This window comes from Paenibacillus sp. p3-SID867 (assembly GCF_025142895.1).
Classification (GTDB): Bacteria; Bacillota; Bacilli; order Paenibacillales; family Paenibacillaceae; genus Paenibacillus_AQ.
Genome location: NZ_JAMBDM010000002.1, coordinates 150,388 through 166,312, shown reverse-complemented (window position 1 = coordinate 166,312; position 15,925 = coordinate 150,388). Strand labels below are relative to the sequence as shown.

Sequence of the window (15,925 nt, the reverse complement as noted above, 5' to 3'; positions counted from 1 at the left end):
ATTCCTTCGATGTAAGCGTTTTCCATTACGCGCATAGTCTGGGAGAATCCATATTTTTTTAAGGGAGGGTATTTATGAAGCGATCTCAAATTTCGGAAAGGCGGTATAGGCAAAAGGTAGTGAGTCTGTTCTTGGCGGTTATGATGCTGGCTGGCATCGGCTTATCGCCGGCTTCGAAGGTTCAGGCAGCTGACGCTGCCGGAACCACCATCACCTCGATGTCTTATTTTTCAGCTGCGGACGGACCTGTCATCACAAAATCAGGAGTCGGGCAGGCCAGCTACGGTTTTGTCATGCCGATATTCAACGGAGGCTCTGCCACCTGGAATGATGTTGCCCAGGACCTGGGAGTAAAGGTGAAAGTAAATGGCAGCTGGGTCGATATCGACAGTGCCGGCAGCTTTGTCTATAACCAGAACTGGGGCCACTGGAACGATGGCGGCTTTACCGGCTATTGGTTCACGCTCTCCGCAACAACGGAGATTCAGCTGTACTCCAAAGCCAATGGGGTCACGCTTGAATATTCACTCGTTTTTGAAAACATCAACAAAACAACCATCACGGCGATGACCCCGACGCAAGGACCGCATATTACGGCAGGTTTTACGGGCGGTGCCGGCTTTACCTATCCGATATTCAACAATGACCCGGCCATTACCTATGCGGCCGTAGCGGATGATTTGAAAGTGTACGTGAAGCCTGTCAACAGCAGCCAATGGATCGATATCGACAACAATGCAGCCAGCGGCTGGATCTATGATCAGAACTTTGGTCAATTTACCGATGGAGGCGGCGGCTATTGGTTTAACGTCACGGAATCGATTAACGTCAAATTAGAATCGAAGACCTCTTCGGCTAACATCGTGTATACCATCACTTTTAATGAGCCCGTAAGAAACTCTTATGTCCTTACGCCTTATGAAGGAACGACCTTTACGGCTGATGCGAGCGGTGCTATCGGCATCCCGCTGCCTAAGATTGATGGGGGCGCTCCAATCGGCACAGAACTTGGCAATTTCGTATACCAGATTAACATCAACGGGCAATGGGTGGATCTGGACAATTCAAGCCAGAGCGGATTTGTATACTCGGCAAACGGCTACAATAACATGTCCGCTGCCAATCAGTGGGGATATTGGGCCGACCATATCTATGGCCTATGGTTCCAGCCGATCCAGGAGGATATGCAGATCCGTATCGGCTATCCGCTAAATGGGCAGGCAGGTGGAAGTGTGGGCAGCAATTTTGTCAACTATACCTTGATTGGCAACCCGGATGCTCCGCGCCCGGATGTAACCGACCAGGAGGATATTCCGATCGGAACGCCGAGCGACTCTGCCATCGAGGGCATGAATCTCATCTGGCAGGATGAGTTTAACGGGACGACGCTCGATAACAGCAAATGGAATTATGAAACAGGGTATTATCTCAATGATGATCCGAATACCTGGGGTTGGGGCAACTCGGAGCTGCAGCACTATACCAATCGTGCGCAAAATGTTTTTGTACAGGACGGAAAGCTAAATATTAGAGCCTTGAACGAGCCAAAATCCTTTCCGCAGGATCCAAATCGGTATGCACAATACTCCTCTGGCAAAATTAACACCAAAGATCATTTCTCCCTAACGTACGGCCGAGTGGATTTCCGTGCCAAACTGCCTACCGGCAACGGCATCTGGCCAGCGCTCTGGATGCTTCCGCAGGATCATGTGTACGGAACATGGGCATCCTCCGGCGAAATCGATGTGATGGAAGCAAGAGGTCGCTTGCCAGGTGCGACGAGCGGCGCCGTACACTTTGGGGGACAATGGCCGACGAACCGGCATCTTTCCGGTGAGTATCACTTCCCTGAAGGACAAACCTTTGCCAATGACTATCATGTCTATTCGGTCGTCTGGGAAGAGGACAATATAAAATGGTATGTGGATGGCAAGTTCTTCTTTAAGGTAACCCGCGATCAATGGTATTCCGCTGCCGCGCCGAACAATCCGAACGCCCCATTCGATCAGCCGTTCTACCTCATTATGAACCTGGCGATCGGCGGTACCTTTGACGGCGGCCGGACCCCGGATCCGTCCGATATCCCTGCCACGATGCAGGTGGACTATGTCCGTGTTTATAAAGAAGGGCAAGGCGGTGGCCAGAATCCAGGAAACGTGTCTGTTACCGGCGTAACGGTGAATCCGACCACGGCACAGGTGGAAGTCGGGCAGAGTGTTCAACTAAACGCCAGCGTGGCGCCGTCCAATGCAACGAATAAGCAGGTCACGTGGTCGGTTGCGAGCAGCGGCATCGCATCCGTAAGTGCAAACGGTCTCGTGACCGGGCTCGCTCCGGGCACGACAAACGTCACGGCGACAACCGCTGACGGCAATAAAACAGCCAGCGCCACGATTACCGTTGTACCGGCACCATCCACCGTGATCGTCATCGGTGATGAGGCGAAGGGCCTGAAGAAGATCGGCGATGACCTGCTGTTCTATGTCAATGGCGCGACCTTTGCCGATTTACATTATAAGATCAATAATAGCGGACAATTAAACGTAGCCATGGCACCAACGGGGAACGGCAACTATACCTACCCTGTCAACAACCTGAAGCATGGAGATACCGTCGAGTACTTCTTTACCTATAACCCGGGGCAAGGAGCACTGGACACGCCTTGGCTGACGTATGTTCATGGGGTAACGCAAGGAACACCGGAGTAAACCAGGGAAGCTTTGACAGACATGGCGCTGCAGGTAAACCGGTGCCTGCTCCGGGTTGCAATCGCGCAATGTCAATGAAATCAGGGCAAACAGAAGGCCGTCGACATCATCGACGGCCTTTCTTCAGTTGATCAGCTATGTTTGGTTAGCTGATTCACTTGTCATCATATTTTTTTGCAAATAGCTCAATATTACGAATGTACACTCGCCTCTTCACTCACCTGTCTGGAATGCAAGACTTTCATGGCGTAACTTGCTATAGGCTGTGCGACTAACATTTCGCTGATCATTTGGTCATCAAGTGTTTTACACCAACATGCGTTAAGTTTCTGATATACCGATTGATTAAAACCCTAAAGCCTATTACGATTACTTATAAGAAAACTTGCCCGAGGCATAGCTATCCTCAAAATAGAAAAAGCACATTGACTGTAAGCCGCGTGAAACGGGATGCCTTCTGAACGTTTTGTGCGGCTGTTTATAAATACGAACATTCCGTCCCATACTTAGGTCTATCAACAGGTGAGACGAATGTCTCTAACCGACTCGTTAGTAAGGGGGAAAGCAGACACGTGGAAAAGGAATTCATACTGACGCACAAGCTGTTGACCCTGCTCGATTCCGAATATCGTTGGTTCACCCTTGCTGAGATTGAAGAACAGCTTGGCGTATCGGACAAAACGATCCGTAAAATTATTGATGAAGCTAAGCAGGAGCTCCCTCCTTCAATTCATTTCGAGATTTCGCGTGGAAAAGGCGTCATTCTCCACTATGATAAACGAAATGTCGCGATTGGCGAGGTCATCTCCTCCATGTACAGGCAGAGAACCTTCTACCAGCTGCTCGCTGTGCTTTTTGCCGAGGGAGGGCGTTACTCGCTGGAAGAGCTGGCAGACAAGCTGTATATGAGTTCTTCTTCGCTGAAAAAGCTGATCATCCGGCTGAACAACCATGAATTGAAGCCATACCATTTGCGCATTGCGTATTCCATGCCAGAGGTCAAAGGCAGTGAAATCAGTATTCGTTATTTTTACTGGAAAATGTTTTACGATGCCTATGAATTCTCCGGTTGGCCATTTACCGACATCGACCAAGCCCAGATCCATGAGTACATTACGGCGATCGAGTCGGAGAATGACATCGTGTATTTCCTTAACGCCAAGCGGAGCCTGTCGTTTCTGGCGGCGATCATGATTACCCGAGTGCTGCAGGGCAAATATGCGGATGTTCCGAGCGGACCATATGACTGGGAGAATCGCATGCTTCACGACTCTGTTGCCACATTGGCCAGAGCGCTGGAGCAGCGGTACGCCATTCATTTGCCGCTGGACGAAATCCGGTTTCTGCAGGCCATGTTCAGCTTGGGCCAATACAATTATTATGATGAAACGAAAGTCAGCGCGATATTATCGAGAGAGAAAGCAAATCTCATGCAAATCGAGGAGGAACAATATCAAATCATCAATCATTTCCTCATGCTGGCACTTGCCGCGTTCCCTGCGATCGATATGAACGACCGGTTCATCTGGGAAATCGGGGATTTCTTCGAGAAGCTCCGGCTGGAAAATGCGCTTCCCGATTTAATCGCCATCTCGGCAAGCAGCCTGACGGAATATGTCCAAAGGGATTGCCGCCCCATGTACCAGATCGTAAAGAGCTGCATGCAGGAATGGAGCCAGCGCTACCCGGGCATTCAGTATAACGACTATCATCTGACGAAGCTGACGCTGTTGATCAGCTCCAGCTTGCGTTATAACAGCAAAAAGGCTTTCCTGCTGATCGGCGGGGAATTCTCCATCCGCCATTACGTCGCCAAGCTCATCAAGAATGAAATCGGCGACGAACTGATCATCAACACCTCCATTATGGAGGGGCTTACCGATGAAATGATTCAGAAGCACGGCATCGATTTCGTGATCAGCACGTTTCCCGTTGAGCTGCATACGGTGCCCGTGGTCATTATTTCAACAATACCGACCAAACGGGATTTGCAAAATATCCGCAAGGAATTAATGCAACCATGAGACTCATGGTTGCATTTTTCCGTTAAGCTCCGTAACTTTCTGGTCTTGGTTCTCCCTCCGATTCTGACTATGATGAAGACAGATCGAGAATAAAGCGCTTTCTTTAAGAGGGAGGCCAGTAAGCAGGAGGAACAAGATGAGCATACACTTGGGAGCACAACAGGGAGAAATCGCGGAACGCGTGCTGCTGCCCGGCGATCCGCTGCGGGCGAAGTTTGTGGCAGAGCACTTTTTGGAGGAGGTATATTGTTACAACGAAGTGAGAGGCATGTACGGCTACACCGGCCTTTATCAAGGCGTTCCCGTTTCTGTCCAAGGCACGGGAATGGGCAACCCGACCATGAGCATATATGCCACGGAGCTGATTCAGGATTACGGGGTCAAAAAGCTGATCCGTATCGGTACTTGCGGCGCCATGCAAAAAGAGCTTCAGGTCCGCGACATCGTACTCGCCCAAGCCGTATCCTCGGACAGCAATCTGATGGAAAAAATATTTCATGGCTGCAATTACGCGCCAACCGCCGATTACGCCATGCTAAGCAAAGCGCATCAACTGGCTCAGGAGAAGCAGGTGAATGTCTTTGTCGGCAATATCTATAATTCCGATGAATTCTATAGGGAAACTTTGGACCGTCTTCATAAATTCATGGAGTTCGGCGTGCTCGCGGTCGAGATGGAAAGCGCCGCCCTATACACGCTGGCTGCTAAGTACGGCGTAAGGGCCCTGTCCATATTGACGGTAGGCAGTCATCTGCTGACCAATGAACGCTCGTCCCATCAAGACAGCGAGAAGTCCTTCCACGACATGGTCGAGGTCGCGCTCCATACCATTTTAGCGGACGAATAGTCTGCCGCAGGATTGCTTGCATAACAAAAACGTTCGGATATCTTAACAAACTTTGCTCTAGGGGGAAAAATCAATGGGAATCAAACGCGGATTTAAATATGATTTTTCGTTGTTGGCCATTTTGTTGATCCCGATCGGGATCGCGATCAACTTTGTCGGTGCGCAAATTATACTGCTGCTCAAGCTGCCGATATACCTGAACACCATTGGAACGATTCTGACGGCCATGATTGCCGGTCCTTGGGTCGGTATGATTACGGGGGCCAGCACCAATCTTGTTGTCGGCATAACGAACCCGGTCTCGTTCGCATTTACGCCTGTGCAAATGGCTGTCGGTCTGGTGGTCGGCCTGCTCTCGATGAGAGGCATGTATACGAAGCTGTGGAAAGTGATCTTGTCTTCATTCGCTGTCGTACTGACGGTTCTGATTGTGGCTTCTCCGATCCAGGTGCTGATGTTCGGCGGGGCGACCGGCAACTCTTCGGATGCCGTGGTTGCTACATTCCTGGCCTCCGGTCAGCAGATTTGGACAGCGGTATTCTCAACCAAAATTCTGGTGGAAAGCGTCGACAAAATCATCAGCAACGTCATTGCCTTTGTCATCGTGATGAAGATGTCCCCAAGATACTTGTCCAAGCTCAATTACGGTGCAGCTTTTATCAAAAAGAAATAACGTATAGTCCGTAATGGATACGCTTTCATAAAGGAGGGGTTTTAGTGACTAACGAACGGTCCCTGTTGAGCCGTCTTTATCCAACAACCAAGTTTATGATCACCATCGCTTTATGTTTGGCCGCATTTATCGTGCCCGGCTACGGGTTCAGCTACGCGGTTCTGCCGATTTGCATGGTCCTGGCCTACTTCGCCGGCAGCTTCAAGGAGTTTTCCAATCTGGCGATCAAGGCTCTGCTGATGATTGTTGTGTTCATCTTTATCCTGCAGAGCTTCTTCTATCCCGGCAACGACATTCTGTGGAGCTGGAGCATCTTCTCCATCAAGCGGGAAGGATTGGAGTTCGCCCTGTTCCTGACATCCAAAATCGTGGCGGTGGCCTCGGCCTTCATTCTGTTCTTCCGCATCACCAAGGTCAAGGATTTGGTCCATTCCCTGGAACAGGTCGGCCTGCCGTCCAAAGTAACCTATGTCATCTTGTCCACCTTGCAGCTCATTCCGGAGATGAAAAAGCTGACCCACGTCATCATGGATGCCCAAAAAACACGAGGCGTTGAAACCGAAGGCAAGCTGCTTGTCCGCATGAAGGCCTTCCTGCCGACTCTTAGTCCGCTTATTCTCGGATCCGTGGCTAGCACGGAGGAACGGGTACTGACGCTGGAGTCGCGAGCCTTCTCGGCCAATGTCAAAAAAAGCAGCATCTACAAGCTGGAGAAAACAAAGCATGACCGGCTGGTTCGAATGCTGCTGGTCGTACTGCTTGCTATCTTAATCGTCTGGAGAGTTGCGCTATGAGTATCATTACGATCAAGAATCTATCCTACCAATATCCGATCAGCGAGTCCGATGCACTCAAGAACGTGAACGTAACGATCGAAAGAGGCAAGCTGTATGCGCTGATCGGGGCCAACGGAGGCGGAAAAACGACCCTGTGCAACGTCATCCGCGGGTTTATCCCCCACTTCTATAAGGGAGATCTGCGCGGCGAGGTGCTGATCGAAGGCAAGGATATCCGCGAATGGGAAATGGGCGAGCTCTCCCAAAAAATCGGCTATGTGTTCCAGAATCCTTTTACACAGATCAGCGGCGTGAAGGATAACGTCTTTGAAGAGATTGCCTTCGGCCTGGAAAATCTGGGCATGGAGCCCGGACTTATCCGGGAGAAGGTGGACCAGGTCATCAAGATGCTGGAGATCGATTATTTGCGGGACAAAAACCCGTTCGAGCTCTCCGGCGGTCAGAAGCAGCGGGTTGCGCTCGCTTCCATCATCGTCATGGAGCCAGATGTGCTCGTTATTGACGAGCCGACCTCGCAGCTTGATCCGAAGGGAACGGAAGAAGTGTTCAAGATTATCGAGCTGATGAAGAATAAGGGAAAAACCATTATTCTCGTCGAGCACAAAATCGAGCTGATTGCCGAATATGCCGACGATGTCATCCTGCTGAACGAGGGTGAGGTGGCCATGCAAGGCAGCTCGAAGGAGATTCTTACCGATGAGCGTGCACTAGCGTTCGGAGCCGCGCTTCCCCAATATTCGCTGTTCGGCCTGGATATGCGCAAGCGGGGAATGGATCTCGGCAGCATCCCGTTAACGGAAAAAGAAGCCATGGATGCCGTGAAGACATGGATGAAGAAGGGGGTTAATGCATGAGCTTTCTGACTTTGACGAATGTTTCCTTTGCCTACCCAAACGGCTACAAAGCGGTGGACGGCGTCAACATGTCCTTCCGAAAGGGCGAATCCGTTGCCATTGTCGGCCAGAACGGGGCGGGTAAAACGACCACCGTCAAAATGATGAACGGGCTGCTCAAGCCCTCCGAAGGGGATGTCGTCATCGACGGCTGGAACACGCGGGATTATACTACCGCCCAAATATCAAGAAAGGTCGGCTATGTATTCCAGAACCCAGACGACCAGATTTTTCATAACGACGTGTACAGCGAGATTGAATTCGGTCCCCGCAAGCTGGGCCTACCGGAAGAACAGGTCAAAGCAAACGTCATGAAAGCGGCGGAGCTGGCAGGCGTCGTCCCGTTTCTTAAGGACAATCCGTACAACCTGCCCTACTCCATGCGTAAATTCGTAACGATTGCCTCCGTCATAGCGATGGATTCCAGCGTCATCATTCTGGATGAGCCGACGGCAGGCCAGGATCTTCCGGCTATGGCGCGGCTCGCCCATCTGATTGAGGCATTAAACCAGGAAGGTAAAACCATCATTACGATCACGCATGATATGGAATTTGTCGTGAACAACTTCCAGCGGGTCATCGTCATGGCGAACCGTCAGGTCATTGCGGATGACGACAAGCGGGCCATCTTCTGGAATCTGGATGTGCTGGAGCAGGCGATGCTGAAGCAGCCGCATATCAGCAGGCTCAGCCACTCCCTGGATATCGGCCATAACATCCTGGCAATACCGGAGCTTGCGGACGAGCTTGCCAAGCATAAGTGAGGGAATAAGGGAGTGACAACGATATGGAGCAGGAGCAGGTTAAACACATCCTCTTGGATGTGGATACCGGCGTGGATGATGCCCTGGCGCTCATCTTTGCCGTGAAGTCCAATAAGCTGCATATAGAAGGCATTACAACGGTATTCGGCAACGTAGATGTGAAGCAGGCGACGGAGAATACGCTCCGAGTGCTGCAATTGGCGCAGCCCCGCTACGAAATTCCCGTTGCCATGGGAGCGGATGCCCCTTTGTTTCGCCCTCGCCGGGAGAACGTAACCGCCATTCATGGAGCCAACGGCCTGGCCGGATATGAATTGCCGGTGGCACGCCAATCGCCGGTGAACGAGAGGGCATCCGATTTCATCGTGCGGAAGGTGCGGGAACAGGCGCATGACATTACGCTTGTATTCACCGGCAGGTTAACCAATTTAGCGGTGGCGCTCGCCAAGGACCCGTCGATCGCTCAGAAAGCCAAGCTGGTGCTGATGGGAGGCGCCATCAAAGTGCCGGGCAATACAACGCCCGTATCCGAAGCCAACATCCACGGCGACCCCGAAGCGGCGCATCGGGTGTTCGAGTCCGGGATTCCGATTACGATGGTAGGTCTGGACGTGACCGGAAAGGCCAAGTTCAGCGAGGCTCATTTTCAACAACTCATGAGCGGCTTCACGGAGGAACAGGCAGAGTTGAAAGCTTTCATGCACCACATCTTCACCTTCAGCTTTGAGGCAAGCGACCGCTTGAACGAGGGCAGATACCGGCTGATGCATGATCCGCTGGCACTAGCTGTCGTTGAGGATGCCTCCCTGGTGGAGACGGAGGATTATTACGTCTATATCGAGACAAAAGGACAGATATCCTCCGGTGCAACGCTGGTAGACTTCAGACGTCCGCAGTTACGGACCAATGCCTCTGTCTGCATGCAGGTCCGTGAAGAGGCATTCCTGCAGCATTATATTCAAACGGTGCTGTCATAACCGTCAGAGGAAGGAGCATGATTGATGCATCGAATCGTATTGGATGTGGATACGGGCGTTGACGACGCGTTGGCGATTGCCTACGCTGTCCGGTCTTCGGCTCTCGATATCCTTGGAATAACGACTTGTTTCGGAAACGTACCGGTGGAGCATGCCACACGAAATACGCTCCATGTATTGGAGCGGCTTGGCGCAGCCGGGATTCCTGTTGCCATGGGGGAAGCCGCCCCCTTGTTCCATCCCTCGATGAAGTCGTATCCCGTCCAGTTTCATGGCGAGAATGGACTCGGCAACTTGGCATTCCCCGATCCGGCAGCTAAACCGGTCTCCACGTCTGCCGCTGCCTTTATGGTGGATCAGATCCGGCGGTATCCGAGGCAGGTAACGCTGATCTGCGTCGGCCCGTTGACCAATCTTGCCGCAGCCATTCTGCAAGCGCCGGAGATATCGTCGCTGGTACGTCAGATTATCGTGATGGGCGGAGCCGTGGGCGTGGCGGGCAACCGCCAGATGCATGCGGAAGCGAATGTATGCTCCGATCCGGAGGCGGCCCTGCTCGTCTTCCAATCGGGAGCTCCGATTACGCTGGTCGGACTGGATGTGACCATGCAGACCGAGCTCAGTCTGAAGGATATTCAGCACTGGAGAGACCTGGATTCGGACCTGACCCGCTTCTTGGCCGACATGACTTCCTACTATATTGAAGGCTACCGGGAAGCCTATGGCGACCGGACCGGCTGTGCCCTGCATGATCCACTGGCGGTAGCCGTGGCGATCGACCCGACCTTGGTTGAGGTCCAGCCGATGGTGCTCCAGGTCGATCTGGAAGGCATCCACTCCTATGGCAGAACCATTGCCGATCTGCGTCCGCGTTGTACCGACCAGCCGAATGTCAATGTCTGCACCGGCGTCGACGCCAAGCGGTTCCAGGAGCATTTTATGGAGACCTTGATGAAATAAGCTGCAGCATAAGGAGTGAACGCCGGGTGCGTTCGCTCCTCTTTATGTTTCCCTCGCTGCTCTCTCCTCCCACTTCTCTCTCAACCCTTTCAAATCCTCGATAAAGAACCTTAGCAAATTGGGTCTTCTTCTTACCGCCAGCGGATGATAGGTAAAGCTAATCGGGATGCCCTGGAACTCATGCCAACTTCCCCGCAGCTCCTTGACGGTGGCGTTCTCCTTCTCGGGGAACAATCCTTCGACTACGACATTCCCAAATCCAAATAGTACGAGCGGCTGCTTCTGAAGGAGCTGTGACTGAAGATGCGGAAGGCATGCCGCTCGGGTTGCGGGTTTATCGTAAGCACGGATGGGCCGGCGCTTCAGCAAATAGGTGACGTAAACCGAGTTTATATCCATGCCCGCTTCCTTCATGCCGAGTTGAAGGGTTTCCCGGGTCCCGCACAAGAACGGATTTCCTTCTCGGTCCTCCCTGGCTCCCGGATTATCCAGGATCAGCATCAGCGTGCCTTGCGGATTACCTTCCCCCCAGATGACGCGATTCCGCTGTTTGCACAATTCGCAGCGTTCACAATGCTGCATATCTTCGGGCGCTTGCTCTTCTGGCAAGATGACGCAGGGATGATTCATTTCCGTAGACATGCAATTCCTTCCTTTCCGTTAACAAGCAATGGTTCCATTATGCCCACCTGCCACCTAATGTAAAAAATCCCCTCGCGTATATCCGATCAACTGTATGGTGTTAGAGCCACACTCCCCCCATCTCACTTATTCCTTTTCCGATAAATGGCCCTGTTATGTCACCTATTCGCCCTCGCACAGTCAAGGCCCGAGGCATTCTTTACACTTTTTTTATACTTTTCTGGTCCAAATATTTATACCTGCTGCTTATCCTATACCTATCAACATCGAAAGGATGATTGCGGATGTCGGATACGATTCTGAAAGCAACTAACATATCCAAAATATACGGCAAACACAAAGCCCTTGATAAAGTATCAATCGAGATTAAACGAGGGATGATTTACGGCTTGATCGGGGAGAATGGCGCAGGAAAATCAACGTTTATGCGCATTATCATGGGACTCATCACCATTGACGAGGGCGACATCGAATTGTTCGGGCAGACGGGGATGCAGGGATTGCAGCGTGCACGAAGAAAAATGGGTCAATCCATTGAAACGCCTGCACTTTATCCGGAATTAACGGCTCGGGAGAATCTGCAAGTCCAAGCGGCAAACGGCGGCGTAAGCGAGCGGGAGATTGACGATTTGCTTCGCTTAATGAACCTGGGGAATACCGGCAAGAAGAGAGCCAAGAACTTCTCCTTAGGCATGCGCCAACGGCTGGCGATTGCCTCCACCCTGATTACAAACCCCGAGTTCTTGATCCTGGACGAGCCGACGAACGGCCTCGATCCATCAGGAATGGTTGAAATGCGCGAAATCATTCAGCGATTGGTGACCGAACGCGGGATGACCGTCTTGCTATCCAGTCATTTGCTGGATGAGCTTTCACAGGTCGCTACGCATTACGGGATTTTGCATGACGGAAAACTGATCCGTGAATTTTCACGAGAGGAGCTGGCAAACGAAACTCGCCAATACATTGAACTGGAGACAACGGAAGTACACTCCGCCGTCGTGGTGCTGGACGATCTAGGGATCCGGGACTATGAAGTCATCAACGGAACCGAAATTAATATCTACGAACGCCTCGATGACGTTGCCGCCATCAACCGCTCGCTGGTTTTGGCTGACGTGAACGTTTTGCGAATCGGTACAACCAGACAAAAACTCGAGGATTATTTCTTGCAATTAACAGGAGGTGCCCCCCATGCTTAATCTGCTAACCGCCGAAAAAATCAAATTGCGCCGAAGCAAAAAACTTTGGATCGCCCTGGGCATATTATCGTTGCTTCCGATCTTCCAGGTCGCAAATAGCCTAACGGCCGTGCATTATGGCAACGAGCTCGTCCAGCCCGTTGATACCGTCATTAATGGAGCGACAGGCATTCTGATGATAGAGAAGAATGGATTAACGATTTTACTCGTCATTGGCGCTTTTATCAGTTTCTTGATTGGGGAAGAATTTCAGAATGGGACGATTCGAAATGCGCTTTCTTTAGGACGCAGCCGCACGCATTATTATTTGTCGAAATTCGTGGTTGCCGCGCTCCTCTCGCTCGTTGGTGTCATCATATTGACCGCGCTTGGCATGATCAGCTTTTCCATCGCGTTTGGTTTCGGCGAAGTTGCCGGGATTAACCATTACTTCAGCTATGCGATCCAAGCGTTTCTCACGCTGTACGTATTAATTCTGTCTAACGTATCGATCTATATGATGATTGGCTTCTTAACCAAAAATAGCGGCATCTCGCTGATTTGGACTTTTATTTATACGATTGCGACTGGCTTTGGCGCACCCATTTTCCTGCAAACCGAGCATTTCAAGCAGCTCACCTACTGGTTTTCGTTATCCTTCTTGTTCTATTCCGATTTCGCCAAATTGGCGGATATCGGCAAGTTCCCTGAGATGATATTGGTCAGTCTCATCACGATCGTGTTATCATCAGCTATAGGAATTCTTCGGTTTACACGAACTGACATAAAGTAGGTCGATATGTATGCCAGCGATATTAATCATTGAAGACGATACGGCCATTCATTCACTCATCAAGGAAGCCTTGGAGCTGCATGGTTTTCAAACGCAAAGCGCCTATTCCGGAACGGAAGGGAAGTTGCTGTTCGAGCACCATCAGGTTGATCTGGTTCTTCTGGATTTGATGTTACCGGGGATGGATGGAGATGAACTTCTGGAGCACATTCGGCAAAATTCAAATACGCCCGTAATTGTGATCTCCGCAAAAAATGACCAGCATTCGAAATTGGAGCTGTTGACGCACGGGGCCGATGATTACATCACGAAGCCTTTTGATGTGAAGGAACTGCTTGCACGAATTCACATTCAATTGCGCCATGCAGCCAAAGCTTCAGCCGGCTCGATGGATGAAATCCGTTACAAGAATATCAGCGTAAACTTAGACACGCGTGAAGTGACAATCAATGAACAGGCGGTCCATCTTACTGGACGGGAGTACGCCATACTTCTGTTATTCTTAGAGCACCCGCAAAAAGTATTCAGCCGCGCCAACATCTACGAAAGTGTGTGGAACGAGCCATTTTGGGGCAGCGATAAAACGATTAACATGCATATCAGCAATTTAAGGAACAAGCTGAACCTGGATGACACGAATTACATTAAGACCGTATGGGGTATCGGCTTCAAATTCGATTCAGAGGAAGGGACGTGAATGGGATGTGGGGATGGATCTTTGTCTTCCTGGCCTTTGCGTTTCTTCTTTATATTTACTTCTTAAAGCGGGAACTGCGGAAATTAAAACATGCGGTCCAAGAGATTCCAACGAACGCCAGCTATGGCTCCAGACTATATGTAGATTTTCGCCAAAAGGCAATCATGGAACTGGTCGATGAATTGAATCAGATGATCGATGCATTTGAAGAAAAAAATCGTGAGGCTAAGCGGATGGAAGAGAATGTGAAGCTATCCATCGCAGGGCTCTCTCATGATTTACGGACGCCGCTCACATCCATCCACGGCTATGTTCAGCTTTTCCATGCAGCCACAGATGAGACAAAGAAGGCGCAATATCTTAAGATTATCGAACATTCTGTACGGCGTCTGATAGAAATGACCGACCACTTTTACGATCTGGCACGGATTGAAATGAATCAAAAGGAACTGGCATGGTCTTCGCTCTCTCTTTCCAACTTGGTTGAAGAAATCTTCTTGTCCTTCTATGAACAGTTTGAGGAAAAGCGGATTGATCTCCAATTTCCCGAACCAACCCATGACCGTCATATCATTGCAGACCCGTTATTGATGACGCGCGTCATCCAAAATATCGTTCAAAATATCCTTCGCTATGCCAACAGTCAAGCTGTGATCCGTTACCGGGATGAGGGCAACGATCTAATACTTAGCGTTAAAAACGATATCAAACCCGACAGCAAAGTTGCCATTGAGAAGGTATTTACGCGTTTCTATACCGAGGTCGTCAGCAGAACGAATACGGAATCCAGCGGGATCGGCCTTTATCTGTCTAAACAGTTAGTTGAGAAGATGAACGGGAAAATGGATGCAGTGCTGCAGGACGGCTGGTTTATTCTTAACATCCGTCTTCCCATCCATCGAAGTCACATTCGATAAAAGTCCTCGTCTAAACGTTGTGCATGGTGTGGTCCAAGGGATGATTATCCGAGAACAAATCCGGATTGTCCTTAAGCATGTCCGTAATAACATCCGCCACCGCGGCCGCATCGCATACCCGGACAACGGCATCGCCAAGATGCCCCTTATGCATCGCGCCCCGACTTTCCAGAACCTCATCGACCTTCCAGAAATGCTCTGACCACGATAACCCGCAATGTCTGCGGGAGGGCACCGGGATTTCCGTTCCATCCGGTAAAACCGTGTACAGCTTCTCATGGTCATCCGTTAACCTGCCTGGAATGTCCACCCACTCTTCGACTCCATGAATAAAGGTGTTGCGCTTTAAATCGACCCCAACTAACAAGATGGTCGCCCTTCGGTCGAGCAGCTTCCCCCAGGCAGAACCTCTAGCGCATGGCGTATCGAAACGATGATCGTCGTTTGTGAACGCTTTGGCATCCTGACCCAATGCCGCCACGGAATGAGTAGGATGCAGCGAACGCACCACACCAGGCCGTTTGCGGAAAAGCTCGGGTAAGATCCCCACACAAGAAGGTGACTGATCCACGTAAAATTTTGGATTATCCCCATTGATATAAGACCACGTGTGGGTGGGCAGCACCAGCAGCCCATCCTTCATATACGCTGTGAGAGCATCGAGAACCGTGTCCGCGCCACCCTCAACATGCCCCATACTCCTCATGGAAGAATGTACCAAGAGCGTCCCTTTGCCGTTAATGCCCAGCTGCTCTAATTGCTTCATTAAGCTTTCCCATGTATGCATGTTCTTCTCCCCCCACGCCAGGATATCAAAAACTGGCTGTCACTATTATTTTTCGATGATTTCCCAGTGCAGCTCGGCGGATGTATCGGTTAATAATTGCTGAAGCGATGCATGAGCATGTTCGACCGTGTTCGCCACAGCTCCTTGCCGCTGTTCCTCGTAAATGGTGACTCTCCATTGGATAGGCTTTTTACGAAAGATACGTCCATGATATAGAGGGGTGGGAATATTTGCAATGTTTCTATGAATATTGGTTCTAAAGTTG

The 15,925-nt window shown here is 50.7% G+C and carries 15 protein-coding genes; 13 read left to right on the top strand and 2 right to left on the bottom strand.

What is annotated here, in order from left to right; translation table 11 throughout:
• Positions 1-74: 74 nt before the first annotated feature.
• The 9 genes from M4D81_RS04020 to M4D81_RS03980 all read left to right on the top strand — a co-directional run bounded on the left by M4D81_RS04020 (position 75) and on the right by M4D81_RS03980 (position 10,643).
• On the top strand, positions 75-2,708 hold the full coding sequence (locus M4D81_RS04020; protein ID WP_260064568.1) for a family 16 glycosylhydrolase: 2,634 nt from the start codon (positions 75-77) through the stop codon (positions 2,706-2,708).
• Positions 2,709-3,280: 572 nt separating this feature from the next.
• Positions 3,281-4,732: an AcpB/EbpR/MafR family transcriptional regulator gene (locus tag M4D81_RS04015; protein WP_260064567.1), complete on the top strand. Its 1,452-nt coding sequence runs from the start codon at positions 3,281-3,283 to the stop codon at positions 4,730-4,732.
• A gap of 136 nt (positions 4,733-4,868) precedes the next feature.
• Positions 4,869-5,579 (top strand): purine-nucleoside phosphorylase, encoded by a 711-nt coding sequence (deoD, locus tag M4D81_RS04010; RefSeq protein ID WP_260064566.1) that lies wholly within the window; start codon positions 4,869-4,871, stop codon positions 5,577-5,579.
• Positions 5,580-5,652: 73 nt separating this feature from the next.
• Positions 5,653-6,252 (top strand): ECF transporter S component, encoded by a 600-nt coding sequence (locus tag M4D81_RS04005; RefSeq protein ID WP_015738050.1) that lies wholly within the window; start codon positions 5,653-5,655, stop codon positions 6,250-6,252.
• A 44-nt stretch (positions 6,253-6,296) separates the two neighbouring features.
• Positions 6,297-7,046 (top strand): energy-coupling factor transporter transmembrane component T, encoded by a 750-nt coding sequence (locus M4D81_RS04000; RefSeq protein WP_260064565.1) that lies wholly within the window; start codon positions 6,297-6,299, stop codon positions 7,044-7,046.
• On the top strand, positions 7,043-7,903 hold the full coding sequence (locus tag M4D81_RS03995) for an energy-coupling factor ABC transporter ATP-binding protein (RefSeq protein WP_260064564.1): 861 nt from the start codon (positions 7,043-7,045) through the stop codon (positions 7,901-7,903). The genes M4D81_RS04000 and M4D81_RS03995 overlap by 4 nt, the downstream gene beginning before the upstream one ends.
• Positions 7,900-8,706, top strand: a complete 807-nt coding sequence (locus tag M4D81_RS03990; protein WP_260064563.1) for an energy-coupling factor ABC transporter ATP-binding protein — start codon at positions 7,900-7,902, stop codon at positions 8,704-8,706. The genes M4D81_RS03995 and M4D81_RS03990 overlap by 4 nt, the downstream gene beginning before the upstream one ends.
• Positions 8,707-8,729: 23 nt before the next feature.
• Positions 8,730-9,683: a nucleoside hydrolase gene (locus M4D81_RS03985; protein ID WP_260064562.1), complete on the top strand. Its 954-nt coding sequence runs from the start codon at positions 8,730-8,732 to the stop codon at positions 9,681-9,683.
• 24 nt (positions 9,684-9,707) lie between these two features.
• The gene (locus M4D81_RS03980; RefSeq protein ID WP_260064561.1) at positions 9,708-10,643 is read left to right on the top strand and encodes a nucleoside hydrolase; all 936 of its coding nucleotides are present in this window, start codon (positions 9,708-9,710) and stop codon (positions 10,641-10,643) included.
• A gap of 42 nt (positions 10,644-10,685) precedes the next feature.
• Here the strand turns inward: M4D81_RS03980 and M4D81_RS03975 are convergent, their stop codons facing one another.
• Entirely contained in the window at positions 10,686-11,285 is a 600-nt protein-coding gene (locus M4D81_RS03975; RefSeq protein ID WP_260064560.1) for a uracil-DNA glycosylase, read from the bottom strand.
• Positions 11,286-11,569: 284 nt separating this feature from the next.
• Between M4D81_RS03975 and M4D81_RS03970 the strand changes: the two genes are divergently transcribed.
• Genes M4D81_RS03970 through M4D81_RS03955 form a run of 4 tightly spaced genes read left to right on the top strand, consistent with a single transcriptional unit; the run spans position 11,570 to position 14,873 of the window.
• Positions 11,570-12,487: an ATP-binding cassette domain-containing protein gene (locus tag M4D81_RS03970; RefSeq protein ID WP_260064558.1), complete on the top strand. Its 918-nt coding sequence runs from the start codon at positions 11,570-11,572 to the stop codon at positions 12,485-12,487.
• Entirely contained in the window at positions 12,480-13,259 is a 780-nt protein-coding gene (locus M4D81_RS03965; protein WP_260064557.1) for an ABC transporter permease, read from the top strand. Before M4D81_RS03970 ends, M4D81_RS03965 begins: the two co-directional genes overlap by 8 nt.
• A 10-nt stretch (positions 13,260-13,269) precedes the next feature.
• Positions 13,270-13,956, top strand: a complete 687-nt coding sequence (locus tag M4D81_RS03960) for a response regulator transcription factor (RefSeq protein ID WP_260064555.1) — start codon at positions 13,270-13,272, stop codon at positions 13,954-13,956.
• A 5-nt stretch (positions 13,957-13,961) separates the two neighbouring features.
• Positions 13,962-14,873 (top strand): sensor histidine kinase, encoded by a 912-nt coding sequence (locus M4D81_RS03955; protein ID WP_260065081.1) that lies wholly within the window; start codon positions 13,962-13,964, stop codon positions 14,871-14,873.
• A 10-nt stretch (positions 14,874-14,883) separates the two neighbouring features.
• Here the strand turns inward: M4D81_RS03955 and M4D81_RS03950 are convergent, their stop codons facing one another.
• Complete coding sequence (locus M4D81_RS03950) at positions 14,884-15,660, bottom strand: AAC(3) family N-acetyltransferase (RefSeq protein WP_260064554.1); 777 nt, start codon at positions 15,658-15,660, stop codon at positions 14,884-14,886.
• Between the last annotated feature and the right edge of the window lie 265 nt (positions 15,661-15,925).